At 72.6% G+C, this 24,626-nt stretch carries 21 protein-coding genes and 4 tRNA genes; 21 read left to right on the top strand and 4 right to left on the bottom strand.

Annotated elements, in window-relative coordinates; translation table 11 throughout:
- The first annotated feature begins 42 nt into the window (after nt 1-42).
- A complete protein-coding gene (locus Q1A09_RS05440) occupies nt 43-1,116 on the top strand; it encodes a polyprenyl synthetase family protein (RefSeq protein ID WP_299952443.1) in 1,074 nt (357 codons plus the stop codon).
- Nucleotides 1,086-2,345 (top strand): sorbosone dehydrogenase family protein, encoded by a 1,260-nt coding sequence (locus Q1A09_RS05435; protein ID WP_299952442.1) that lies wholly within the window; start codon nt 1,086-1,088, stop codon nt 2,343-2,345. Before Q1A09_RS05440 ends, Q1A09_RS05435 begins: the two co-directional genes overlap by 31 nt.
- A gap of 157 nt (nt 2,346-2,502) precedes the next feature.
- Here the strand turns inward: Q1A09_RS05435 and Q1A09_RS05430 are convergent, their stop codons facing one another.
- Together Q1A09_RS05430 and Q1A09_RS05425 are read right to left on the bottom strand one after the other, a co-directional pair.
- The gene (locus tag Q1A09_RS05430; RefSeq protein WP_299952441.1) at nt 2,503-3,627 is read right to left on the bottom strand and encodes a 2-oxoacid:ferredoxin oxidoreductase subunit beta; all 1,125 of its coding nucleotides are present in this window, start codon (nt 3,625-3,627) and stop codon (nt 2,503-2,505) included.
- On the bottom strand, nt 3,624-5,585 hold the full coding sequence (locus Q1A09_RS05425) for a 2-oxoacid:acceptor oxidoreductase subunit alpha (protein WP_299952440.1): 1,962 nt from the start codon (nt 5,583-5,585) through the stop codon (nt 3,624-3,626). The genes Q1A09_RS05430 and Q1A09_RS05425 overlap by 4 nt, the downstream gene beginning before the upstream one ends.
- Before the next feature lie 237 nt (nt 5,586-5,822).
- Between Q1A09_RS05425 and htpX the strand changes: the two genes are divergently transcribed.
- The gene (gene htpX / locus Q1A09_RS05420) at nt 5,823-6,692 is read left to right on the top strand and encodes a zinc metalloprotease HtpX (protein ID WP_299952439.1); all 870 of its coding nucleotides are present in this window, start codon (nt 5,823-5,825) and stop codon (nt 6,690-6,692) included.
- Nucleotides 6,693-6,718: 26 nt separating this feature from the next.
- Complete coding sequence (locus Q1A09_RS05415) at nt 6,719-7,501, top strand: SGNH/GDSL hydrolase family protein (RefSeq protein ID WP_299952438.1); 783 nt, start codon at nt 6,719-6,721, stop codon at nt 7,499-7,501.
- Between the two features lie 56 nt (nt 7,502-7,557).
- Here the strand turns inward: Q1A09_RS05415 and Q1A09_RS05410 are convergent, their stop codons facing one another.
- Nucleotides 7,558-8,049, bottom strand: a complete 492-nt coding sequence (locus tag Q1A09_RS05410) for a YajQ family cyclic di-GMP-binding protein (RefSeq protein ID WP_299952437.1) — start codon at nt 8,047-8,049, stop codon at nt 7,558-7,560.
- Nucleotides 8,050-8,137: 88 nt separating this feature from the next.
- On the opposite strand from Q1A09_RS05410, the gene Q1A09_RS05405 reads away from it, so the two are divergent.
- A tRNA-Tyr gene (locus Q1A09_RS05405) sits at nt 8,138-8,219 on the top strand.
- 66 nt (nt 8,220-8,285) lie between these two features.
- On the opposite strand, the gene Q1A09_RS05400 is transcribed toward Q1A09_RS05405, so the two are convergent.
- Nucleotides 8,286-8,726 (bottom strand): pilus assembly protein TadG-related protein, encoded by a 441-nt coding sequence (locus Q1A09_RS05400; protein ID WP_299952436.1) that lies wholly within the window; start codon nt 8,724-8,726, stop codon nt 8,286-8,288.
- A 161-nt stretch (nt 8,727-8,887) separates the two neighbouring features.
- Between Q1A09_RS05400 and Q1A09_RS05395 the strand changes: the two genes are divergently transcribed.
- From Q1A09_RS05395 to rpoB, 16 genes are all read left to right on the top strand, one after another.
- Nucleotides 8,888-9,169 (top strand): hypothetical protein, encoded by a 282-nt coding sequence (locus tag Q1A09_RS05395; RefSeq protein ID WP_299952435.1) that lies wholly within the window; start codon nt 8,888-8,890, stop codon nt 9,167-9,169.
- Nucleotides 9,166-11,211 carry a hypothetical protein gene (locus Q1A09_RS05390; RefSeq protein ID WP_299952434.1) on the top strand — a complete coding sequence of 682 codons (2,046 nt, stop codon included), beginning with the start codon at nt 9,166-9,168 and terminating at the stop codon, nt 11,209-11,211. The genes Q1A09_RS05395 and Q1A09_RS05390 overlap by 4 nt, the downstream gene beginning before the upstream one ends.
- Nucleotides 11,212-11,747: 536 nt before the next feature.
- Entirely contained in the window at nt 11,748-14,153 is a 2,406-nt protein-coding gene (locus tag Q1A09_RS05385) for a bifunctional diguanylate cyclase/phosphodiesterase (protein ID WP_299952433.1), read from the top strand.
- 101 nt (nt 14,154-14,254) lie between these two features.
- A tRNA-Thr gene (locus tag Q1A09_RS05380) sits at nt 14,255-14,327 on the top strand.
- 49 nt (nt 14,328-14,376) lie between these two features.
- Nucleotides 14,377-14,450: transfer RNA gene (locus Q1A09_RS05375), tRNA-Met, on the top strand.
- Nucleotides 14,451-14,546: 96 nt separating this feature from the next.
- Nucleotides 14,547-14,711: a 50S ribosomal protein L33 gene (gene rpmG, locus Q1A09_RS05370; protein ID WP_014742879.1), complete on the top strand. Its 165-nt coding sequence runs from the start codon at nt 14,547-14,549 to the stop codon at nt 14,709-14,711.
- A gap of 30 nt (nt 14,712-14,741) precedes the next feature.
- A complete protein-coding gene (locus Q1A09_RS05365; protein ID WP_299952432.1) occupies nt 14,742-15,188 on the top strand; it encodes a MaoC family dehydratase N-terminal domain-containing protein in 447 nt (148 codons plus the stop codon).
- Nucleotides 15,185-15,607 (top strand): MaoC family dehydratase, encoded by a 423-nt coding sequence (locus Q1A09_RS05360; protein WP_299952431.1) that lies wholly within the window; start codon nt 15,185-15,187, stop codon nt 15,605-15,607. Before Q1A09_RS05365 ends, Q1A09_RS05360 begins: the two co-directional genes overlap by 4 nt.
- 432 nt (nt 15,608-16,039) lie before the next feature.
- A tRNA-Trp gene (locus Q1A09_RS05355) sits at nt 16,040-16,115 on the top strand.
- A 75-nt stretch (nt 16,116-16,190) separates the two neighbouring features.
- Complete coding sequence (secE, locus tag Q1A09_RS05350; RefSeq protein ID WP_299952430.1) at nt 16,191-16,697, top strand: preprotein translocase subunit SecE; 507 nt, start codon at nt 16,191-16,193, stop codon at nt 16,695-16,697.
- Between the two features lie 44 nt (nt 16,698-16,741).
- Nucleotides 16,742-17,638: a transcription termination/antitermination protein NusG gene (gene nusG, locus Q1A09_RS05345; protein ID WP_299952429.1), complete on the top strand. Its 897-nt coding sequence runs from the start codon at nt 16,742-16,744 to the stop codon at nt 17,636-17,638.
- A gap of 88 nt (nt 17,639-17,726) precedes the next feature.
- Nucleotides 17,727-18,155, top strand: coding sequence for a 50S ribosomal protein L11 (rplK, locus tag Q1A09_RS05340; protein WP_299952428.1), 429 nt, complete (start codon nt 17,727-17,729; stop codon nt 18,153-18,155).
- Nucleotides 18,156-18,282: 127 nt separating this feature from the next.
- On the top strand, nt 18,283-19,002 hold the full coding sequence (rplA, locus tag Q1A09_RS05335) for a 50S ribosomal protein L1 (protein ID WP_299952427.1): 720 nt from the start codon (nt 18,283-18,285) through the stop codon (nt 19,000-19,002).
- A gap of 463 nt (nt 19,003-19,465) precedes the next feature.
- Nucleotides 19,466-20,083, top strand: a complete 618-nt coding sequence (gene rplJ / locus Q1A09_RS05330) for a 50S ribosomal protein L10 (RefSeq protein WP_299952426.1) — start codon at nt 19,466-19,468, stop codon at nt 20,081-20,083.
- Between the two features lie 17 nt (nt 20,084-20,100).
- Nucleotides 20,101-20,490, top strand: a complete 390-nt coding sequence (gene rplL, locus Q1A09_RS05325) for a 50S ribosomal protein L7/L12 (protein WP_222194251.1) — start codon at nt 20,101-20,103, stop codon at nt 20,488-20,490.
- 652 nt (nt 20,491-21,142) lie between these two features.
- Nucleotides 21,143-24,535 (top strand): DNA-directed RNA polymerase subunit beta, encoded by a 3,393-nt coding sequence (rpoB, locus tag Q1A09_RS05320; RefSeq protein ID WP_366139758.1) that lies wholly within the window; start codon nt 21,143-21,145, stop codon nt 24,533-24,535.
- Nucleotides 24,536-24,626: the final 91 nt, after the last annotated feature.

Here is a 24,626-nt window from a genome sequence, read left to right as displayed (position 1 = left end):
GCCCGGCTGCCACCGGTGTCCGGCCTGTATCTTCAGCGGTTGATGACCGGAGCCGGCACCACCAGCCCGCGGGCCCGTGGACGCAGAGACCACCAGGAGACCCCGTTGTGGCACCGGCCGTCCACCCCGCCCTCGACGATCGGGCCGTGGCTGCCCGAGGGTGAGCTCGGGAACGCGCTGGCCCAGGGCCTGGGCCGGGTCGAGGCGTCGCTGGCCACCGCGGTCGCCAGCGACCACGCGTTCGTCAGCGAGGCGGCCGGTCACCTGATGGCCGCCGGGGGCAAGCGGTTCCGGCCGATGCTCGCGCTGCTGGCCGCGCAGCTCGGCGACGCCGACGCCCCCGAGGTGGTCGACGCCGCGGTCGTCTGCGAGCTGACCCACCTGGCCACGCTGTACCACGACGACGTCATGGACGAGGCGTCCGTGCGGCGCGGCGCCCCGAGCGCGAACAGCCGGTGGACCAACAGCGTCGCCATCCTGACCGGCGACTTCCTGTTCGCCCGCGCCTCGGACCTGCTCGCCGACCTCGGGCCCGAGGCGGTGCGGGTGCAGGCCAAGACCTTCGAGCGGCTGGTCACCGGCCAGCTGCGGGAGACCGTCGGCGCCCAGGCCGGCGAGGAGCCGGTCGACCACTACCTGAGCGTGCTCGCCGACAAGACCGGGTCGCTGGTGGCCACCTCGGCCCGGTTCGGTGCCTCGTTCGCCGGGGTCGACGACGCCCTGGTCGCCGAGCTCACCGCCTTCGGTGAGGAGGTCGGCGTCGCCTTCCAGCTCTCCGACGACCTGATCGACATCGTCAGCGAGGGCGCCTCGGGCAAGCAGCCCGGCACCGACCTGCGCGAGGGCATCGCCACCCTCCCGGTGCTCTTCGCCCTGGCCGGCGACGACCCGGCCGAGGCCCGCCTGCGCGAGCTGGTCGCCGGCCCGGTGGTCGACGACGCCGAGCACGCCGAGGCCCTCGCCCTGCTGCGCAGCTCGGCCTCGCTGGCCCGGGCCACCGCCGTGCTCGAGGGGTACGCCGACCGGGCCCGGGCCCGGCTCACCGCCGTCCCGGAGGGGCCGGTCCGGGAGGCGCTGTCCGCGCTGTGCACGTACGTGGTGACGCGCACCAGCTGATCGTGCACGACCGGTCGGTGCCGGGGATGCTGGGTGGGGTGAACAGCCTCTCCCGGACGTCCACCGCCCTCACCGCCGTCCTCCTGCTGGCCGCCTGTGGCTCCGGCGACCCGGGGGAGGCCGCCGGCCCCGACGAGGCCGTCACCAGCCCGCCGTCGGGTGCGCCCGCCCTGGACGTCGAGGTCCTCGCCGAGGGGCTGGACCACCCGTGGGACGTCGTCCGGGCCCCGGACGGCACGTTGCTGCTCGACGAGCGGGCCGGCGGGTTCACCGCCGTCCGGCCCGACGGGCAGGTGCGGGAGCTGGACGCCGACCTCGACGACCTGTTCGTGGACGGCGAGACCGGCCTGATGGGGCTCGCTCTCGACCCGGCATTCGCCGACAACCAGCGGTTCTACACCTGCCAGGGCGTCGAGGACGGCGCGGCCGCCTCGATCGAGGTCATCGCCTGGACCGTCACCGACGACTGGACCGGCGCGTCCCGGGTCGAGGATCCGCTGGTCGCCGGCATTCCGGTCAACGAGGGCAGCGGGCGGCACGGTGGCTGCCGTCTGGCGGTCGGCCCCGACGGTGCCCTCTTCGTCGGCACGGGGGACAACGCGGTCGGCACCAACCCGCAGGACCTCGGTTCGCTGGCCGGGAAGGTGCTGCGGGTCGACCCGGCGACCGGGGAAGCGCTGCCGGACAACCCGTTCGTCGGCACGGACGCTGCCGAGGACCTGATCTTCACCTACGGGCACCGCAACGTGCAGGGCCTGGCCGTGCGGCCGGGCACCGAGCAGGTCTACTCGGTCGAGCACGGGCCCGACACCGACGACGAGGTCAACCTGCTGCAGCCCGGCGGCAACTACGGCTGGAACCCGGTGGGCTCGGGGGAGTACGACGAGAGCGTCCCGATGACCGACCCGGAGCTCGGGGACGACGTGGTCGAGGCGGTCTGGAGCTCCGGTGCGCCGCCCATCGCACCCAGCGACGGCACCTTCCTCGACGGCGACCAGTGGGGCGACTACGACGGCCTGCTCCTGCTCGGCGCGCTGCGCGGCGAGCACGTGCTGGCGCTCCGGCTGGACGACTCCGGCGCCCTCGTCGAGCAGTTCCGGTTGCCGGAGCTGGACGGCAGCTACGGCCGGATCCGCACCGTGGAGCAGGGCGGTGACGGCGCCCTGTACGTCACCACCGACAACGGCGACGACTCCGACCAGCTCCTCCGGGTCACCCCGGCCAGCTGAGCGACCGGCCCGCACCGGCTGGTGTTCGATCTCGCCGCCCCTCCCCACGCCGGGTCCGTCGCCGCGCTGCCGGTGCTGACCGGGCTGCTGCGGGGGCGCTGGACGACAGTGGCCCAGAACCCGAGGGGTTCTGGGCCACTGTCGTGCAGTGCTCGGGTCAGGCGCTGACGGTCCAGCTGTCGCCACCGGCCAGCAGGGCGTCGAGGTCGGCCGGCTGCTGCGCGGCGGCGTCCTCGAGCTGGTCGGTCATCATCCGGTCGTAGCTGGGCTTGGCGACCTTCCGGAAGACGCCCATCGGGGTGTACCGCAGGTCCTGGCTGGAAAGCCGGGACAGCGCGAACGCGTACGACGGGTCCTCGCGGTGCGCGTCGTGCACCACGATCTGCGCCGCGTCGACCTGGTTGGTCTCGGCGATCCGCAGCCCGCCGAAGTCGTCCCGGACGACGCAGGAGGCACCGCCCGGACCGAAGACCAGCGGCTCGCCGTGCACCAGCGGGATGGTCCACATCGGGCCGGTGTTCGGGTCCTTGAGCAGCTCGAACGCGCCGTCGTTGAAGATGTTGCAGTTCTGGTAGATCTCCACCAGCGAGGTGCCCTGGTGCTCGGCGGCCTGCCGGAGCACGTCGGTGAGCCCCTTGCGGTCGGAGTCCATCGCCCGCCCGACGAAGGTGGCGTCGGCGCCCAGCGCCAGGGACACCGGGTTGAACGGGTGGTCCAGGGAGCCCATCGGGGTGGACTTGGTGACCTTGCCGACCTCGGAGGTGGGGGAGTACTGCCCCTTGGTGAGCCCGTAGATCCGGTTGTTGAACAGCAGGATCGTCAGGTTCACGTTGCGGCGCAGCGTGTGGATCAGGTGGTTGCCGCCGATGGACAGCGCGTCGCCGTCGCCGGTGACGACCCACACCGACAGGTCCGGGCGGGAGGCCGCCAGGCCGGTGGCGATGGCCGGGGCGCGCCCGTGGATCGAGTGCATCCCGTAGGTGTTCATGTAGTACGGGAAGCGCGAGGAGCACCCGATGCCGGAGATGATGACCATGTCCTCGCGGGCGATGCCGAGGCTGGGCAGGAAGCTCTGGACCGCGTTGAGGATGACGTAGTCACCGCAGCCCGGGCACCAGCGCACCTCCTGGTCGGTCTTGAGGTCCTTGGCCTTGAGCGCGGTCTGCTTCGGCCCGTTCGCCGCGACCGAGGCGTCGATGGCGCCGGCGATCGTGGTGACGTCCGGGCCGCCCGGCATGCCGAGGTCGTGCACGTGGGCGTTGGTGGACTCGATGGCGGTCACAGGGCCGCTCCCGTCTGTGCAGGCACGTCGAGGATGGTGGTGTCGGTGTGGTCGGCCGTGGCGGGCGTCCCGGTGGTGCCGTCGATGACGTCCTGGAACACCGCGGCCAGCTCGGCGGCGCGGAACGGCAGCCCGCGCACCTGGGTGTGGCTGTGCACGTCGACCAGGTACTTCGCTCGCAGCACCATGGCGAGCTGCCCGAGGTTCATCTCGGGGCAGATCACCCGGTCGTAGCGGGCGAGGATCTCGCCCAGGTCGGCCGGCAGCGGGTTGAGGTGCCGCAGGTGCACCTGGGCGATGGACCGGCCCGAGGCGCGGATCCGCCGGCAGGCGGCGCCGATCGGGCCGTAGGTGGACCCCCAGCCGATCACCGCGACCCGGGCGTCGCCGTCCGGGTCGTCGACCTCGGTGGCCGGGATCGAGGCGGCGATGCCGTCGACCTTGGCCTGCCGGGTGCGGGTCATGAAGTCGTGGTTCTCCGGGTCGTAGGAGATGTTGCCGGTCTTGTCGGCCTTCTCCAGCCCACCGATCCGGTGCTGCAGCCCGGCGGTGCCCGGCACGGCCCAGGCGCGGGCCAGGGTCTCCGGGTCGCGCAGGTAGGGGAGGAACTCGCCGTCCTCACCGTTGGGCTCGGTGGCGAACTCGGTGCGCAGGTCGGGCAGCTCCGATGCCCCCGGGATCGACCACGGCTCGGCGCCGTTGGCCAGGTAGCCGTCGGACAGCAGGATCACCGGCGTCCGGTAGGTGAGCGCGATCCTCGCGGCCTCGAGCGTGGCGTCGAAGCAGTCGCCGGGCGACCGCGGGGCGATCACCGGCACCGGGGCCTCGCCGTTGCGGCCGTAGAGCGCCTGCAGCAGGTCCGACTGCTCGGTCTTGGTGGGCAGGCCGGTGGAGGGGCCACCGCGCTGCACGTCGATGATCAGCAGCGGCAGCTCGGTCATCACCGCCAGGCCGATCGTCTCGGCCTTGAGCGCGACACCCGGTCCGGACGTCGTCGTGACGCCGAGCGCACCGCCGAAGGAGGCGCCCAGAGCCGCGCCGATGCCCGCGATCTCGTCCTCGGCCTGGAAGGTGCGCACGCCGAAGGACTTGTGCTTGGACAGCTCGTGCAGGATGTCGCTGGCCGGGGTGATCGGGTACGCGCCCAGGAACACCGGGAGCCCGGAGCGCTGGCCGGCCGCGATGATCCCGTACGCCAGCGCCTGGTTGCCGGAGATGTGCCGGTACTTGCCCGGCGCCATCGGGGCGGGCTTGACCTCGTAGGAGACCGCGAAGGCCTCGGTGGTCTCGCCGTAGTTGAAGCCGGCGCGGAAGGCGGCGATGTTGGCCGCGGCGATCTGCGGCTTGCGGCGGAACTGGCGCTCCAGGAAGCGGACGGTGCCCTCGGTGGGCCGGTGGTACATCCAGGACAGCAGGCCGAGGGTGAACATGTTCTTGCTCCGCTCGGCCTCCTTCTTCCCCAGGCCCGAGTCCGCCAGCGCGTCGGTGGTCATCGAGGTCAGCGGCACGGCGACCAGCTGCCACTTGTCCAGCGAGCCGTCCTCGAGCGGGTTGCTGTCGTAGCCGACCTTCGCGAGGTTGCGCGCGGTGAACTCGTCGGAGTCGGCGATCAGCAGGCCGCCACCGGGGAGGTCCATCAGGTTCGCCTTCAGCGCGGCCGGGTTCATCACGACCAGGACGTCGGGGGCGTCGCCCGGCGTCATGATGTCGTGGTCGGCGAAGTGCAGCTGGAAGGAGCTGACACCCGGCAGGGTCCCCGTGGGCGCCCGGATCTCGGCCGGGAAGTTCGGCAGCGTCGACAGGTCGTTGCCGAAGGACGCCGTCTCGCTGGTGAAGCGGCCGCCGGTCAGCTGCATGCCGTCGCCGGAGTCGCCGGCCAGGCGGATGACGACGCGGTCGAGCTCGACGACGCTCTTGACCAGCCCGCCGGGGGCGGAGCTGTGCACGGGGCTGTCCACGGCAGGGTCCATGCCGGGGGCAACGCCGTGCGCGTCGGAGCTGATTCCGGGGTTGGTGCCAGTCATGTGTGTGAGGTACCTCCGACCCGCCAGGTTACGTGCGGGTGGGCTGCACCGACTTGCCGTGCGGACAACGTGAGGGAAGGCACACAGGGTTGCCTTCCCTGAGCAGCGGACTCACGGCCGGTCCACAGCCGGGAGGGGAACGGCTGCCGGGGCGACCGCGTTCTACGGCTCGTGCAACGGTGGAACAACGGTCTGAAGACGGCGGTGCTCCTCGGGCTGATGGCCGGCGGGATCCTCTTCGTCGGCAGCCTCTTCGGCCGGGGCGGCCTGCTGATCGCCCTGGTGGTCGCCCTCGGGGTCAACGGCTACGCGTACTTCAACTCCGACAAGCTGGCGCTGCGGTCGATGCGCGCCTTCCCGGTCACCGAGACCCAGGCGCCGCAGCTGTACGCGATCGTGCGGGAACTGGCCACCGAGGCGCGCCAGCCGATGCCCCGGCTCTACGTCAGCCCGACCGACCAGCCCAACGCCTTCGCCACCGGCCGCAACCCGCGCAACGCCGCGGTCTGCTGCACCCAGGGCATCCTCGAACTGCTGGACCGCCGCGAGCTGCGCGGTGTGCTGGCCCACGAGCTCTCGCACGTCTACAACCGCGACATCCTGATCAGCTCGGTGGCCGGCGCGATGGCCGCGGTGATCACCTACCTGGCGCACATGGCGATGTTCGCCTCGCTGTTCGGCGGCCGGTCCGAGGACCGGGGGGGAGGTGGCGTCGGCGGACTGCTGCTGGTCTTCCTCGGACCGGTGGCCGCTGGTCTGGTGCAGATGGCGGTCAGCCGCAGCCGCGAGTACCAGGCGGACGCCTCCGGGGCGCAGCTGTCCGGCGACCCGCTGGCGCTGGCCAGCGCGCTGTCCAAGCTCGAGCGCGGGGTCGCTGCCCGCCCGCTGCCCCAGGACGACCGGCTGGTCACCCAGAGCCACCTGATGATCGCCAACCCGTTCCGCGGGCAGGGGATGGCGTCGATGTTCGCCACCCACCCGCCGATGGCCGAGCGCATCGCCCGGCTGCAGCAGCTGGCCCGGGAGCTCGGGCAGTCCTGAGCCACGGGGCTCCCTACGCTCGGTCCGTGCGGTACGCGGCGATCGGGGACAGCTTCAGCGAGGGCATGGGCGACGAGCTCCCCGACGGCTCGGTGCGTGGGTGGGCCGACCTGGTGGCCGCCGGCCTGGCCGCCGCGGTGGGCGGGCCGGTGCACTACGCGAACACCGCGGTGCGCGGCCGCCTGCTCGGCCCGGTCGTCACCGACCAGCTCGAGGCCGCGCTGGCGATGGCGCCGGCTCCGACCCTGGTGACCCTCAACGGCGGCGGCAACGATGCGATGCGGCCGGACTGGGACCTGGCCCGGCTGGTCGAGCTGACCGAGCAGGCGGTGCTGCGGTGCGAGCGGGCGGGGGTGCGGCTGGTGCTGGTCAGCGGGGCCGACCCGACGGCCCGGCTGCCCTTCGGCCGCACGATGCACCGCCGGGGCGTGGCGCTGACCGCGGCGGTCGCGGCGCTGGCGACCCGGCACGGGCTGACGTTCGTCGACGTGTTCGGGGACGAGGAGCTCCGCCGTCCCGGCTACTGGGCGGCGGACCGCCTGCACCTGGGGCCCGCCGGGCACCGCCGGGTCGCCGGCCTGGTGCTGGACGCGCTGGGCCACCCGGTGGCCGGCCACGCCGTCGACCCCGGCCCGGACGGGCCACGGCGACTCGGCGCCGAGGCCCGCTGGTGCCGCGAGCACCTGCTGCCCTGGGCGCTGCGCACGGTGGTCCGCCGCTCCGCCGGTGACGGCCGGACCGGCAAGCACCAGGACTGGACGCCGGTCGCCGCGGGCCCGGGCGTCCCCGTGGACGCGCCAGGCCGCTGAGTCGGGTCGGGGAGCCCGCCGCGGCGGGCGGCCTCGGTGGCCGCCCGCCGGGCAGGTCAGCGGTAGTTGTCGAACTGCAGGGCGATCTCGAAGTCCTTGCTCTTCAGCAGCTGCTGGACCGCCTGCAGGTCGTCGCGCTTCTTGCCGCTCACCCGCAGCTGGTCGCCCTGGATCTGCGCCTGCACGCCCTTGGGGCCTTCGTCGCGGATGGCCTTGGCGATCTCCTTGGCCTTGTCCGAGGCGATGCCCTGCTTGATCGTGGCGGAGATCTTGTAGACCTTGCCAGAGGACTGCGGCTCGCCGGCGTCCAGCGCCTTCATCGAGATGCCGCGCTTGACCAGCTTCTCCTTGAAGACCTCGAGTGCCGCGGCGACCCGCTCCTCGGTGTCGGCCTGCAGGGCGACCCCCTCCTCGCCGGCCCAGGCGATCGTGGCGTTGACGCCACGGAAGTCGAACCGCTGCGACAGCTCCTTGCCCGCCTGGTTCAGGGCGTTGTCGACCTCCTGCCGGTCGACCTTGCTCACCACGTCGAAGGACGCATCGGCCATGTCGGTTCCTCCCTAGCGGGGACGACGCGCTGCCGGGACCCGGCGTGGACGTCGTCCCCCGTCTTGTAAGCTCTCCCGGTACCACCACGGCGGGTTGCCCGAGTGGCCAATGGGAGCGGACTGTAAATCCGTCGGCTTAGCCTACGAAGGTTCGAATCCTTCACCCGCCACGCCTGGTACGGCGGCCCCCGACCACACGGTCGGGGGCCGCTCTCGTTCCCGGGCCCCGCGCGATCTCAGGGGATGGTCGGCGCGCGGGCGCTGGCCACCGCGGTGCGCTCCAGCGGCTCCCCGCCGAGGAAGAGCCAGCCGAAGGCGATCGGCACCGACCGGGTGCAGCGCACCGTCACCTCGGCGCCGGTCGTCTCGGCCGACCAGCTGTCCAGGGCGACCCCGGCGTCGGCCAGCTGGTCGGCCACCGCGGCCTCCGCGGCCGCCCGGGTGAGCGGCAGCTCCGCGCCTACCCCCTGGGCGTAGACGACGGCCTCGTCGGCCTGGTTGGCCGCGGCCAGTGCGGCCCCGTCGCAGATCGACTGCACCTCCTGCTGCTCCAGGAAGGCGTCCGAGGCGGCGATCGCCCCGAAGGCCATCAGCGCCGCCACCAGCCAGCAGACCAGGACGAACGGCAGCGTGGAGCCCGCCTCGGGGTCCGGGGTGCCGGGTCGGCCGCGTCGCACGCGCGCAGCCTAGAGGCCGGCGTGCGGCGCCGTCCGCGTCGTCCACCGACTGTGGACGGCGGCTGTGGACGATGTGGACGACCGTCCTGGCCGGGCGCTGCACGGCCGGGCGGCCTGTGGACGACGCGCCGGCGGCCCCGCCCGGGCTCCAGACTGCGGACATGTCGATCGAGGTGACCCCCGCCCAGCTGTACGCACTGGCCGAGGTCCTGGCGGCGGCCGCGGAGCGCGCGCGGCAGACGGCGACGGCGGTGCCCGGTGCTGCGGTGGGCGGGCCGCTGGGCGCGGCCGCGGTCGGCTTCGGCGAGGGCGTCCGGGCCACGGGGCGCTGCCTGGCCGGTGAGCTGTCCTGGCTCGGCGAGGTGGTCGCGGCAGCGGCTGACTCCTGGCAGCAGCTGGACGGTTCGGTCCTGCCGGTGGCGGGCCGGGGGGTGCCGCAGTGAACGGGTTGCTGTCGGCGCCGGCCCCGCTGCCCGACCCGCCCGGCTCCCCCGCTGCCCTGGACGAGCTGGTGGCGCAGGTGACCACGGCCGGTCACGCGGCCGGGATGACCGTGCACCTGCTCGGGCCGGCGGGGGTGGTCCCGGGCTGGCAGGGCGCCGACGCGGCGGCGGCTGCTGTGGAGGTGGCCGCCGCGACCGCCGTCGCCGGTGAGCTGCACGTCGCGCTGGTCTCCGCGTGGACGCGGCTGGGTGAGCACCAGGAGGTCTGGCAGCGCGTGCTGGCGCGGGTGGCGACGCTGCGCGAGGAGCAGCGGGCCGACTTCGCCGACGCCGGGGCGAGGATCGCGCTGCTGGTCGGCCCGGCGCTGGAGAACGGCGACCCGGGGCCGGGTGAGGCCGCGGCCAGGGCGCTGGCCGGCACGGTGGCCGCCGCCGACGACGCGCGGGCCTGCGAGCACCGGGCGCTGCTCGCAGCGCTGGAGGACGACGCGGAGGACACGGCACGGCTGCTGGCCGCCGCGCTCGGCCCGCTGGGGGGCGACGTGCGCCCCGGTGGCGTCGCCCGGCTGACGGCCCGGCTGGCCGCCCGGCTGCCGGGTTGGGGCGAGGCTGCGCTCGCCGACCTGGGTGGGCAGGCGGCGGAGGAGCTGTCCGGCCGGCTCACCGCCGCCGAGCTGGAGGCCGCAGCCGGGAGGTGGGCGGCCTACGCGGAGGTGCCCGCCTTCGTGGACGAGCTGCTGGACCGCCTCGGCGCCGACGGGGTCGGCTGGCTGCTGACCGTGCTGGGCAGCCGGGCGGCCGGTGCCGAGGACGACGCGCTGACCGCGCTGCTCGCCACGGTCGTCGCCACCGCGACGGCGTCCGGTGGGCGGGGCGTGGACGTGCTGGCTGCGGTGCGGCTGGACCGCGACGACCCGGACGGCACGGTCGACCTGGCCGGGATCGCCATGGGACTGGTCCTCGGGCGTGTGGCGGCCGGCCACGGAGCCACCGCGGCCGCTGGGCTCGCGGTCGGCTGGGGTCGCCAGCTGCTCGACCGGGAGGCGGCGATGGGTGCCGGTGCCACGGCCCGGACGACGGCCACGCTGCCCGACCCGTTGGTCAGCGTGCTGCGGGTGGTGGTCGATGGCGGAGACCCGTCGGCGGCCGCGCGGCTGCTGGGCTCCGCCCGCTCGTGGTCGACCCTGACCTCCCGCTCCTGGCCGGACGGCGGCGCCGACCTGGCAGCGGCGGTGGGCCTGGCGGCCGGGGCGCCCACGGCCGGCCAGGTGGCGGAGGCCGGGCTCGTCGCACTGGGGGAGGGGCTGGCACCGGGGTCCACGGCCAGGGTGCTCGTCGACCCCGAGGTCCTGCAGGTGGTGGGTGTGCCGCTGGCCGCTCTCGTGGCCGGACAGCCGGACGTCGTCGTCCCTCTGTTGGCGGCGGCGTCGAGCGGGGTGTCGGGTGCGCTGTCGCCCGAGGGCGACGCGGCCCTGCGTGGCCTCGCGCACCTGCTCACCGACGCGGCGCGGGACGAGGTGGTCACGACCGCCCTGGCCGCGGCGCTCGCCGGCGGCGCGGCGGGCGCGGCGGCCCCCGCGGTCGCCGGCGGCCACGTCGCGGTGCAGGAGCACGCGCAGCGGCTCGGGTACGCGCTGGTCTACAGCCGGGCCCTGAGCCGGGCCGTGGACGTCCAGATGATCTGGACCTTCGGGGTGGACCTGCCGGCCACCGCACTGGCCCGCGGCCGAGCGGGGGAGGTGGTGGGAGCCGTCGTGGACGGCGCCGCCGAGCTGCTGGACGCCGATGGCGAGGTGGACCTCGGGCCGGACCTCGGGCGGGTGCGCACGGCGGCCGACGCGGAGCGCTGGGCTGTCCAGGCACTGGGCGCGACCGCCGACGGCGTGCCGGTGGGCGCCGGGGCGCGGGGCGGCTTCACCTCGGCGCTGCAGACCCTGGGGACGGTCTCCCCGTCGGCCCCAGGGCCGCTCGACTGGGTCGACGACCTGACGCAACCGGACCGCGGAGACCGAGATCGGCCACGCGATGTCGCACGACGGTGACAATTTGGCTCACGGAAAGTGACGACACGACGAAAACTGTTCCCTCTGGCGTGTCAACGGTTGCCTCGTGTGGGTGACACCTTGCAGTCTCCCCATAGCGGTCTGTGCCGGACGACGCTCTGCCCCCGCGTGGGCGGCTGCCGCGCCCACATCCCGTCGTGCCCTCTGGAGGCGTCATGTCCAGCACCATCTCGCTCACCGCCGCCCGCCCCGCCGCCGCCGACCGTGGCTGGCGCTGGTCTCGCGGCTGGCGCTGGAGCCGCTGACCAGCTGACCCGGATGGTGCGGGGCCCCGCTGGTCGGGGCCGCGCACCATCGGGTGAGTCTGCTGCTGCAGGCCCGGTGCCGCTGTTACCGTCGGTCGACACCGCCTCACGACAGACAGGCTCACGTTGGCCGAGTTCTCGGCACGTCCGGCCCCCGAGACCAGGGGGGAAGCGCTGTTCCGGCGCCCGGAGACGATCTTCGCCGTCGCATGCGTGACGGCGGTCGTGTTCGGTGCGTTGACGCTTCCGCATGCCTGGGCGACTCCGCCGGTGTGGGCCGTGCTCGCGCTGTTCGCCGCATTCCTGCTCACCGAGTCCGTCCAGCTGGACGTGGAGTTCCGCCGGCAGACCTTCTCGGTCTCGCCCTCGGAGGTCGCCCTCCTCGTGGGGCTGGTCGAGGTGGGTGGTGTCTGGACGGCGGTGGCGCGGGTGGGCGCCGTGGCCATCGTGCTGGCGCGCCAGTCCCTGCCGCTGCCGAAGTTCGGCTTCAACCTCTCCCTCGCTGTGGTCGAGGTCTGTGCGGCGGTGCTGGTGCTGTCCTGGCTGCCGCCGCTGGACCTCGCTCAGCCGCTGAGCTGGCTCTCCCTGGCGTGCGCGTTGATCGGCGCGACCCTCGTCGGGATGCTCCTGACGTGCCTGGCCATCTCCCTGGCCGGTGGCTTCCCCGGCTGGGGCCTGCTGCTCGGCATGGTCCCCGCGTTGGCGGTGGCACCGTTGAGCGTCGTCGTCGGCGTCGTGTCCCTCCTGCTGACCCGGCAGACGCTCTGGGGGTGGGCGCTCATCGTGCCGCTGGCGCTGGGCGTGCTGGCGATCTTCCGGCAGGGGACGCGGGCGCAACGGGAGCGCCGGACGGTCCAGCAGGTGTACGACTTCGCCCGGCGGGTGGAGCTGGTCAGTCCGGACGAGGCCGGTACCCGCGAGATCGTCCGGGCGGTGCGTGAACTGCTCAATGCCGACCGGGTGGCGCTGTGGTTGCCGCCCTACCTCGACGAGGGGCCGCTGCTGGTCGTCGACGCCACCGACGGCGGCCTCGCCTGGTACGACGGGCCGGGGGACCCTGACGACCTGGTCCGCCAGCGTGCCCTCGCTGCCGACGCCGCCGGTCCCGTCCTGCTGACGACGGTCCGGGCCGACGTCGGAGAGCTCGCGGCGCTGCGGCGGCGCGGTGCCCGGGAGGTCCTCGGGGCGTCCGTCGTGACCGCGGCCGGGGAGCCCGGGTACCTGGAGGTGTGCGACCGCCGAAGCGACGTGATGACCTTCGGTGCCGGTGAGCAGGGCGCGCTGGACTCGATGCTGACCCACGTCAACGCCGCCATCCGTCAGCAGCAGCTGCTCGCCCAGATCCGGCACGATGCCGACCACGACCGGCTGACCGGGCTGCCCAACCGCCAGCGGCTCGCGGCGGAGATCGACGCGGTGCTGTCCGCCGAGCCGGACACCGCCCGGGCCGGTCTGGTGCTGGCCGCGCTGGACGGCTACACCGACGTCACCGACACCCTGGGGCACGCGGCCAGCGACGAGCTGCTGCTGGTGACCGCCGGGCTGCTGCGCGAGCACGCCCCGCCGCAGGCGCTGGTGGCCCGCATGGAGGGCGGCCAGTTCGCCGTCCTGCTGCCGGGGCTGTCCCTGCCGGCCACCGAGCGCGCTGCCCGCCGGCTGCGCGAGGCCGCCTCCACCCGGGCGCGGGTGGCCGGACTCGACCTGGAGGTGTCGCTCACCATCGGGGTGGCCGCCGCGCCGGTGCACGGCTCCGGGGCCGGGACGCTCATCCAGCGCGCCGATGTGGCCCTGCTGGCCGCGCACAGCTCCGGGGGAGTGGCGACCTACCACCCGGTGCTGGACCAGCAGAGCCTGCGCCGGCTGCAGCTGGGCACCGAGCTGGAGACGGCGATGGCCGAGGGGCAGATCACCGTGGTCTTCCAGCCCATCGTCGACACCCGGACCGCCGACATCGTCTCGGTGGAGACGCTGGTGCGCTGGGCCCACCCCCGCTACGGCGAGATCCCGCCGGACGACTTCATCAGCCTGGCCGAGCAGATCGGCCGGATCGGGCCGCTCACCGACCACGTGCTGGACCGGGCGCTGGACCGCTGCCGCCGCTGGCTCGACCAGGACATCGCCCTGTCCGTGGCGGTCAACCTGTCCGCGCGCTGCCTGGTGCAGCCGGACCTGGTGGAGCGGGTGCGGTCGGCGCTGCGCCGGCACGGCGTCCCGGGGGAGCTGCTGACCCTGGAGCTCACCGAGGGCAGCGTCGTCGACGACACGGTGCGCAACAGCACCGTCCTGGCCGACCTGCACGCCCTGGGGCTGCGGCTGTCGATGGACGACTTCGGCACCGGCTACTCGTCGCTGTCCCAGCTGCGCCTGCTGCCCATCGACGAGCTGAAGATCGACAAGTCCTTCGTGCTGGGCATGTCGACCAGTCAGAACGAGTCGTTCATCGCCCGCTCGATCGTGGAGCTCGCCCACAACCTCGGGCTCCGGGTCGTGGCCGAGGGCGTCGAGGACGAGGTCACCCGCGACCTGCTGGCCCAGATGGGCTGCGACAAGCTGCAGGGCTTCCTGGTCAGCCGGCCGTTGCCGGACGACCGGCTCGAGGGGTGGCTGCTCGCGCGGACCGGCGTCCGTGCCCCCGCGCCGGGCGCCACCCACCGCCGGTTGTTCGTCCGGACCTGAGGGAGGACCTCGCTGCCCCCTCGCCACCGGCGGGCTCTCGGCGGGCCCCTGCAGGGAGGCCGAGGACATCAGGTACAGTTCTCCACGGCTCTTCGGAGCAGGCCCCTTTAGCTCAGTCGGCAGAGCGTCTCCATGGTAAGGAGAAGGTCTACGGTTCGATTCCGTAAAGGGGCTCGTACGACGACCACCGGTCCAGTCGTGAGACCGGGCCGCACGGTCACCCGGCGGTGTAGCTCAGCCTGGTAGAGCAAGCGGCTCATAATCGCTGTGTCACCGGTTCAAGTCCGGTCACCGCTACTCCAGACGGACCCCGTTCTCGGGGTCCGTCGTCGCGTCCGGCACCAGTCGGGCGTGGGCACCACCCACTGACCAGAACAAGGCGAGGACACACTCATGGCCGCCACAGACGTCCGTCCGAAGATCACCCTGGCGTGCCAGGAGTGCAAGAACCGCAACTACATCACCCGCAAGAACCGGCGGAACGACCCCGACCGGATCGAGCTGAAGAAGTACTGCCCCACCGACCGCAAGCACACGGTCCACCGCGAGACGCGCTGACCCCAGCGGTCGCGAGGAGAGGGCGGGAGCATGGCGCTGGACGCAGGACTGGTCGGGCGCAGCTACCCGCCCTCTGCCGTGTACGAGGTCGGCCGGGAGAAGATCGCGGAGTTCGCCGCAGCGCTCGCTGACCCCGATCCGGTGTACCGCGACGCGGCCGCCGCGCGGGCGGCCGGCCACCCCGACGTGATCGCACCACCGACCTTCGCGATCGTGCTCAGCCTCGGCGCCGGCAACGTCGTGGTCGACGACCCCGACGTCGGGATCGACTACAGCCGTGTCGTGCACGGCGAGCAGCGCTTCACCCACCACCGCCCGATCCGGGCCGGCGACCGGCTGGTCGCGACCGCCACCATCGATGCGGTCAAGACCGTGGCCGGCAACGACATGCTGACCACCCGGGTCGACCTGGTCACCGAGGACGGCGAGCCGGTCTGCACGACCCGCTCGATGCTCGTGGCCCGGGGCGCTGCGTGAGCGGGCGCCCGGCCGACGTCCAGGTCGGCACCGAGCTGCCCGAGCAGACCTCCCGGGTCACCCGGGCGGACCTGGTCCGCTACGCGGGCGCCTCCGGCGACCTCAACGTCATCCACTGGAACGAGCGGGTCGCCCGCGAGGTGGGCCTGCCCGGGGTCATCGCCCACGGGATGCTCACCGCCGGCCTCGCCGCCCGCGCGGTCACCAGCTGGGCCGGTGACCCGGGGGCCGTCGTCGACTTCCACGTGCGCTTCAGTCGCCCGGTGGTCGTCCCCGACGACGACGCCGGTGCCGAGCTGACCGTCCGCGGCCGGGTCGCCGCCCTGCTGGACGACGGCCGGGTGCGGGTCGACCTCACCGTCACCAGCGGGGGCGAGAAGGTGCTCTCCCTGGCCCGCGCCGTGGTCGCCCTGAGCTGAGCCGGCCGACCTGTCGTCCTCCCCGGCCGAGGTCCGCCGCGCGGTGCCCCGCACCGAGACCTTGCGCGCCACCGTGATGCGCGCCACCGTGGACCTGCCGACCGGCGAAGAGGGTGGCCCGGCTCGTGGCCAACGCCTCGGCCGTGGAGGCGGCGACGGGGTTCCCCAACCTGACCGACGCGCTGGCCGTGCCGACGCGGCAGGAGCCCTCGGCCAGGGCGACTCGCCACGGTGATCGTGGGAGCTTCGCGCACCCGGGTGTGGAGCCGTGCGCGGGGCTGTGGGGGCGGGCGTTGGCTGGCCGTCCCGGCGGTCCCGTACACTCGTCGTCCTGGGGCCTGAAGGGCCCCGCCACCGGCGTGCCCCGGAGGCCCCTCTCGGGGGTGCGTCGCAGGACGGGGCCATGCCGCCAGGCGGGTCCGGGCGTCCCCTAGGGGTGTAGCTCAATTGGCAGAGCAGCGGTCTCCAAAACCGCAGGCTGCAGGTTCAAGTCCTGTCACCCCTGCCACGACCGACGACCGCCCGTCGTCACCCACCCGGACCAGTCGGCCGAGGTGGACCCGAGCGAAGTGAGCGAGGCGCTGTGAGCGAGAAGGACGGCGAGCCGAACGGCGAGCAGCGCGACGCCGAGCGACTCGACTCGGACCGGGTCGACGCCGAGCAGACCGACGCGCAGCAGATCGACGCCGAGACCCCGGGCGTCGACGACGCCGGGGAGCTCGAGGCCGCCGAGGCCGAGGTCGCCGAGGACGCGCAGGACGACGAGGACAAGGTCGTCGCGACCCCGACCCGCCGCCGCGCCCGCGGTGCCCGCCCCGCCGGTCGTCCGGCGGAGTCCGGCCGCACCGGGGAGGGCACCCGCACCCGCGCCCAGGCCGAGCGTGCCCGCGCCGCCGAGCTGCGGCGCAAGCGCAGCATCGGTCGGTTCCTCCGCGAGGTCGTGGCCGAGCTGCGCAAGGTCATCTGGCCCGGGCGCAAGGAGCTCATCACCTACACGACCGTGGTGATCGTCTTCGTGGCCGTGATGGTGGCCATCGTCGCCGGCCTGGACATCCTCTTCGCCCAGGGCGTGCTCGCCGTCTTCGGCTGACCCGCCCCCTGCGACTGCACGCCACCCGAGAAGGAAGAGACCCTGTGACCGACCCCCGCGAGCCCTTCGAGACCGACAGCGCGGTCGAGGGCATCGACCTCGACGACGCACGAGCGGACGTGCGCGGCAGCGCCGACCTCGAGACGGGTGCCGGCGAGACCGGGTCCGCCGAGGGATCGAGCGACACCGCCGACCAGGACACCGACACCGGCGTGGCCGACGTCGTCCCCGAGGTCGAGACCGGCGAGCCGGCCACGCTGGCCGGCGACCCGCTGCCCGAGCCGGCGGAGGACCACGACCCCCTGGTGACCGAGGCCCTCGAGGCCGCGGACGAGGAGGACGAGGACCCGGCACAGGCGCTGCGCAAGACGCTGCGCAACCAGTTCGGCGACTGGTACGTGATCCACTCCTACGCGGGCTACGAGAACAAGGTGAAGACCAACCTCGAGTCCCGGATCACGTCGCTGGACATGGAGGACTACATCTTCCAGATCGAGGTGCCCACCGAGGAGGTCACCGAGATCAAGAACGGCAAGCGGACCCAGGTCAACCGCAAGAAGCTGCCCGGGTACCTGCTCGTCCGGATGGACCTCAACGACGAGTCCTGGGGTGCGGTCCGCAACACCCCCGGCGTCACCGGCTTCGTCGGTGCCACCTCCAAGCCCTCGCCGCTGAGCATCGACGAGGTGGTCAACCTGCTGGTGCCGGCGACCACGGCCAAGCCCACCGTCGCCGCCGAGGCGGCCCCGACCGCCGGCCCGGCGCCGGTCGTCGAGTTCGAGGTCGGCGAGTCGGTCACCGTCATGGACGGCCCGTTCGCGACGCTGCCGGCCACCATCAACGAGATCAACCCCGAGCAGCAGAAGCTCCAGGTCCTCGTCTCCATCTTCGGCCGCGAGACCCCGGTCGAGCTGTCGTTCACCCAGGTCTCCAAGATCTGATCGAGGCCCCGTGGCCTCCCGGCGCTCGTAGGATCGTGCCGGGGCCCTGCGACGGGGCCGTTCCATCCCGTCACCAAAGAAGGAAGTCATGCCCCCCAGGAAGCGGTTGACCGCGGTCATCAAGCTCCAGATCAACGCCGGTGCGGCCACCCCCGCGCCGCCCGTCGGTCCGGCGCTGGGCCAGCACGGCGTCAACATCATGGAGTTCTGCAAGGCGTACAACGCCGCGACCGAGGCTCAGCGCGGCAGCGTCATCCCGGTCGAGATCTCGGTCTTCGAGGACCGGTCGTTCACCTTCGTCACCAAGACGCCGCCGGCAGCGCGCATGCTGCTCAAGGCCGCCGGGGTGGAGAAGGGCTCGGGCGAGCCGCACAAGACCAAGGTCGCCACGGTCACCCGTGACCAGGTCCGCGAGATCGCCCAGACAAAGATGGCCGACCTCAACGCCAACGACATCGACCAGGCCGAGAAGATCATCGCCGGCACCGCCCGGTCGATGGGCATCACGGTCAAGTGAGGCAGGCCGCCGGCTGACGGCGGCAACGCACCACCCGGGTCCGTACGGACCCGGCCAGCACTCGTGGGAGGGCCCAGCCAGGCCCGCGCACCACGCGACCCCCGTCCCGGGGGGAAGGAGAACCACCATGGCGAAGCACGGCAAGAACTACCGCAAGGCCGCTGAGCTGGTCGACGCGGACGCGCTGTACAGCCCGCTGCAGGCCGCCGGTCTGGCCAAGCAGACCTCGACCACCAAGTACGACGCGACCGTCGAGGTCGCGATCCGGCTCGGCGTCGACCCGCGCAAGGCCGACCAGATGGTGCGCGGCACGGTCAACCTGCCGCACGGCACCGGCAAGACCGCACGCGTCATCGTCTTCGCGACCGGCGACAAGGCCGCCGAGGCCGAGGCCGCCGGCGCCGACGTGGTCGGCTCCGACGACCTGATCGAGCAGATCCAGGGCGGCTTCCTGGACTTCGACGCCGCGATCGCGACCCCCGACCAGATGGCCAAGGTCGGCCGCATCGCCCGGATCCTCGGCCCCCGTGGCCTGATGCCGAACCCGAAGACCGGCACCGTGACCCCCGACGTCACCAAGGCCGTCAACGACATCAAGGGCGGGAAGATCAACTTCCGCGTCGACAAGCAGGCCAACCTGCACCTGGTGATCGGCAAGACCTCCTTCGACGAGACCAAGCTGGTGGAGAACTACGCCGCCGCCCTCGACGAGGTGCTCCGCGCCAAGCCGTCCGCGGCCAAGGGCCGGTACGTCAAGAAGGTCACCGTCTCCACCACCATGGGCCCCGGCATCCAGGTCGACCCGAACCGCACCCGCAACCTGACGGTGGACGAGCCCTCCGCCTGAGCAGACGGCCTCGCTGCCTCCCACGCTCGACGTGGACCCCGGCAGCGGGCCACCCGAACGGCGCCGCCCCTCAGGGGCGGCGCCGTTCGCCGTTCCGGGGAAGGTCACCCCGGGCAGTCCCGGCGCACTCGAGCGGCGTGACCGGGGGAGGGCAGGTGCCGACCCCCGCCGTGGGGTGTGACCGAGGCGGTTGGCGCCGGCGCCGGGGCATGACGTACAGTTGCCGCCGTTCCCCCCATGACCGCTTGGTCGTCGCACGTCCGCGTGCGATCGAAGGTCCGGACCACCGGACGGCCCGCGCAGGTGGACGGATCGATGAGACGTCGGAGCACGGGTCGGCTGACCCGGAGCCACCGGCCTCCCTCGCCCCGTGCGCCCTGCGCCGGGGCGTTCCTCGTCTCCGGGCCCCGATCGTGTGCGAGCGCGCACCGGCCGGTGGTCGCCCGACAGCGAGAGGAGGCCCATGCCCACGCAGGCCAAGGACGCCGCGATCCAGGAGATCACCGAGCGTTTCCAGGCATCAAGCGCGGCCGTGCTCACCGAGTACCGCGGGCTGACCGTGGCGCAGCTCACCGAGCTGCGTCGTTCCCTCGGTGCGGGCAGCAGCTATGCCGTCGTCAAGAACACCCTGACGAAGCGGGCGGCGGACTCGGTCGGTTTCTCCGACCTGGGCCCGCTGCTGAACGGCCCCACCGCGATCGCCTTCATCGAGGGTGATCCGGTCGAGGCCGCGAAGGCCATCCGCGACTTCGCGCGGGCCAACCCGTCGCTCGTCGTCAAGGGCGGCGTGGTCGACGGCCGCACGGTCGACGCCTCCGAGGTCACCCGCCTCGCCGACGTCGAGCCGCGCGAGGTCCTGCTGGCCAAGCTGGCCGGCGCGATGAAGGGCAACCTGACCAAGGCTGCCGGGCTGTTCCAGGCCCCGCTGTCGCAGGTCGCCCGTCTGGCCGAGGCGCTCAAGGAGAAGAAGCCCGCTTCGTCGTCCGACGAGGCGGCTGCTCCTGCCGCCGACGCAGCTGCTGCTGACACCACCCCCGAGACCACTGACGCTGCCGCGGACACCGCGGCCAGCGACGCCTGACCCACCAAGGAGACACCATGGCCAAGCTTTCCACTGACGAGCTGCTCGACGCCTTCAAGGAGATGACCCTCCTGGAGCTGTCGGACTTCGTGAAGCAGTTCGAGGAGACCTTCGAGGTCACCGCCGCTGCCCCCGTCGCCGTCGCGGCCGCCGGCCCCGCCGGTGGTGGCGCTGCCCCCGAGGCCGCCGCGGAGCAGGACGAGTTCGACGTCATCCTCGAGTCCGCCGGTGACAAGAAGATCCAGGTCATCAAGGAGGTGCGCGGCCTGACCTCGCTCGGCCTCAAGGAGGCCAAGGACCTGGTCGACAACGCGCCGAAGCCGGTCCTGGAGAAGGTCGCCAAGGACGCCGCCGAGAAGGCCAAGGCCGCTCTCGAGGGCGCCGGCGCCACCGTCACCGTCAAGTGACCCCCCGCCCGGCGGCCCTCGCGGCCGCCGGGTAGCACCACCCCGCACGAACGACAGGGGCCGATCCACTCCGGTGGGCCGGCCCCTGTCGCGTGTCCCGGTCGGCCGCGCGCCGGCTGCCGTTCACCCGCCCGGCACGGCGTGGCTGCTGCTGGCCGGCCCGTGCGCTGGCATCATCGGCGGCGCACCCACCTCGCTCGCCCCCGATCCCGCGGTGCCGGGCTCCCTCCGGGGAGGTCGCGTCTGCGGGCCGGGCGGGCGCCGGCCACCCCTCGCGGGTGGGTCACCCGTCGCGAGCGCGACCCGACGTGGACACCGGCGCGCAGCAGGGGTAGGGTCTCCTGTTGCGCTGCCCTCTGACTGCCAGCCCGTTGACACGGGTCACCAGGGGTGCCCGGGAACGGCTCCGGGCAACCCCGTGTTGACCGTACCGACGAGGTCGGCATCCGCGGTCAGCCTCGCCGAAACCGACGACGACCCAGGACGATCTGCACCCCACCGCCCGCACGTCGTGAGGTCCTTGGAAGGACGCATCTTGGCAGGCTCTCGCCCCACCAGCATCACCCCCGGCACCACCGAGTCCGGCACCACCCCGACCACCGCGGTCGACGTCCAGGCCGGTCCCCGCACCGGTGGCACCGACCACCAGAAGATCCCCGGCGCCCCGCTGCGCGTCTCCTTCGCCAAGATCCACGAGCCCCTCGAGGTGCCGGATCTGCTGGCCCTGCAGACCGCTTCCTTCGACTGGCTGGTCGGCAGCCCGAAGTGGAAGGCCACCCTCGCCCCCGAGGAGCAGGCCGACGCGGTCGGCGGTCTGGCGGAGATCCTCGAGGAGATCTCCCCGATCGAGGACTTCAGCGGGTCGATGTCGCTGTCCTTCTCCAACCCGCGCTTCGAGGACGTCAAGGCGTCCCTCGAGGAGTGCAAGGACAAGGACATGACCTACGCGGCGCCGCTGTTCGTCACCGCCGAGTTCATGAACAACACCACCGGTGAGATCAAGAGCCAGACGGTGTTCATGGGCGACTTCCCGGTCATGACGAGCAAGGGCACGTTCGTCATCAACGGGACCGAGCGCGTCGTCGTCTCCCAGCTGGTCCGCTCGCCGGGCGTCTACTTCGACAAGGCCCTGGACAAGACGTCGGACAAGGACGTCTACAGCGCCAAGGTCATCCCCAGCCGCGGTGCATGGCTGGAGTTCGACGTCGACAAGCGCGACACCGTCGGCGTCCGGATCGACCGCAAGCGTCGTCAGCCGGTCAGCGTCCTGCTCAAGGCCCTCGGCTGGACCGAGGACCGGATCCGTGAGCACTTCCAGTGGTCGCCCACCATGCTGGCCACCCTGGAGAAGGACCACATCGCCGGCCAGGACGAGGCGCTGCTGGACATCTACCGCAAGCTGCGTCCGGGCGAGCCGCCGACGCGCGAGTCGGCCCAGGCGCTGCTGGAGAACCTCTTCTTCAACCCCAAGCGCTACGACCTGGCCAAGGTCGGCCGCTACAAGGTGAACAAGAAGCTCGGCGTCGAGGTGCCCCAGGGCACCTCGACGCTGACCGAGGACGACATCGTCGCCACCATCGAGTACGTGGTGCGCCTGCACGCGGGCGAGCCCGACCACGGCGTCGACGACATCGACCACTTCGGCAACCGCCGGCTGCGCACCGTGGGCGAGCTGATCCAGAACCAGATCCGCGTCGGCCTCTCCCGCATGGAGCGCGTGGTCCGCGAGCGGATGACGACCCAGGACGTCGAGGCGATCACGCCGCAGACCCTGATCAACATCCGGCCGGTCGTCGCCTCCATCAAGGAGTTCTTCGGCACCAGCCAGCTGTCGCAGTTCATGGACCAGACCAACCCGCTCGCGGGCCTGACCCACAAGCGCCGCCTGTCGGCGCTGGGCCCGGGTGGTCTGTCCCGTGAGCGCGCCGGCATGGAGGTCCGCGACGTGCACCCGAGCCACTACGGCCGGATGTGCCCGATCGAGACCCCGGAAGGCCCGAACATCGGCCTGATCGGCTCGCTGTCCTCCTTCGGCCGGGTGAACCCCTTCGGCTTCATCGAGACGCCGTACCGCAAGGTCGAGAACGGCACCGTCACCGACCAGATCGACTACCTGACCGCCGACGAGGAGGACCGCTTCGTCGTCGCGCAGGCCAACTCCCCGCTCGACGCGCAGGGTCGCCTCGCCGAGGAGCGGGTGCTGGTCCGCACCAAGGGCGGTGAGGTCGACTACCTCGCCCCCGAGAACGTGGACTACATGGACGTCTCGCCGCGGCAGATGACCTCGGTCGCGACGGCGATGATCCCGTTCCTCGAGCACGACGACGCCAACCGCGCGCTCATGGGCGCCAACATGCAGCGTCAGGCCGTCCCGCTGCTCCGCTCGGAGGCCCCGCTCGTGGGCACCGGCATGGAGCTGCGTGCCGCCGTCGACGCCGGTGACGTCGTGGTGGCCGAGAAGGCCGGTGTGGTCGAGGACTCCACCGCCGACTACGTCACCGTGATGGCCGACGACGGGACCCGGCAGACCTACCGCCTGCTGAAGTTCCAGCGTTCCAACCAGGGCACCTCGATCAACCAGCGCCCGGTGGTCCAGGAGGGCCAGCGGGTCGAGGTCGGTCAGGTCGTCGCCGACGGTCCCTGCACCGACGAGGGCGAGATGGCACTGGGCAAGAACCTGCTCGTCGCCTTCATGCCGTGGGAGGGCCACAACTACGAGGACGCGATCATCCTGTCGCAGCGCCTCGTGCAGGACGACGTCCTGTCCTCGATCCACATCGAGGAGTTCGAGGTCGACGCCCGCGACACGAAGCTCGGCGCCGAGGAGATCACCCGGGACATCCCGAACGTCTCCGAGGAGGTCCTCGCCGACCTCGACGAGCGCGGGATCATCCGGATCGGTGCCGAGGTCGTCCCCGGCGACATCCTCGTCGGAAAGGTCACGCCCAAGGGCGAGACCGAGCTGACCCCGGAGGAGCGGCTGCTGCGGGCGATCTTCGGTGAGAAGGCCCGCGAGGTCCGCGACACCAGCCTCAAGGTCAAGCACGGTGAGTCCGGCAAGGTCATCGGCGTCCGGGTCTTCTCCCGCGAGGACGGCGACGAGCTCCCCGCCGGCGTGAACGAGCTCATCCGGGTCTACGTGGCCCAGATGCGCAAGATCAGCGACGGCGACAAGCTGGCCGGCCGGCACGGCAACAAGGGCGTCATCTCCAAGATCCTCCCGCAGGAGGACATGCCGTTCCTCGAGGACGGCACGCCGGTCGACATCGTGCTCAACCCGCTGGGCGTGCCCGGCCGGATGAACGTCGGCCAGGTGCTGGAGATGCACCTCGGGTGGATCGCCAAGCAGGGCTGGCAGGTCGAGGGGACGCCGGAGTGGGCTGCGAAGCTGCCCGGCGCCGCCCGTCAGGCCGCTCCCGGCACCCGCACCGCCACCCCGGTGTTCGACGGCGCCAAGGAGGACGAGCTCATCGGCCTGCTCGGCTCGACGACGCCGAACCGCGACGGTGAGCGGATGGTCAAGGAGACCGGCAAGGCGCGGCTGTTCGACGGTCGCTCCGGGGAGCCCTTCCCCGAGCCGATCGCCGTGGGCTACGTCTACATCCTGAAGCTGCTGCACCTGGTCGACGACAAGATCCACGCCCGTTCGACCGGCCCGTACTCGATGATCACGCAGCAGCCGCTGGGTGGTAAGGCGCAGTTCGGTGGCCAGCGCTTCGGTGAGATGGAGTGCTGGGCGATGCAGGCCTACGGTGCGGCCTACGCGCTGCAGGAGCTGCTCACCATCAAGTCCGACGACATCCTCGGCCGCGTCAAGGTGTACGAGGCGATCGTCAAGGGCGAGAACATCCCCGAGCCGGGCATCCCGGAGTCGTTCAAGGTGCTGCTCAAGGAGCTCCAGTCGCTCTGCCTGAACGTGGAGGTCCTCTCCAGCGACGGCAACGCGATCGAGCTGCGCGACACCGATGACGAGGTCTTCCGGGCCGCGGAGGAGCTGGGCATCGACCTGAGCCGCCGCGAGCCGTCGTCCGTCGAAGACGTCTGATCGGCAGCCGGCCGGCCCTGACCAGTCGGGGCCGGCCGGCCACCACCCCCTCATCGATTAGAAGCGAAGAACTAGCCCCGGAAAGGGGTAC

It is taken from the genome of uncultured Modestobacter sp., assembly GCF_947486615.1.
Taxonomy (GTDB): domain Bacteria; phylum Actinomycetota; class Actinomycetes; order Mycobacteriales; family Geodermatophilaceae; genus Modestobacter.
This window is presented reverse-complemented; position numbering and strand designations above follow the sequence as displayed.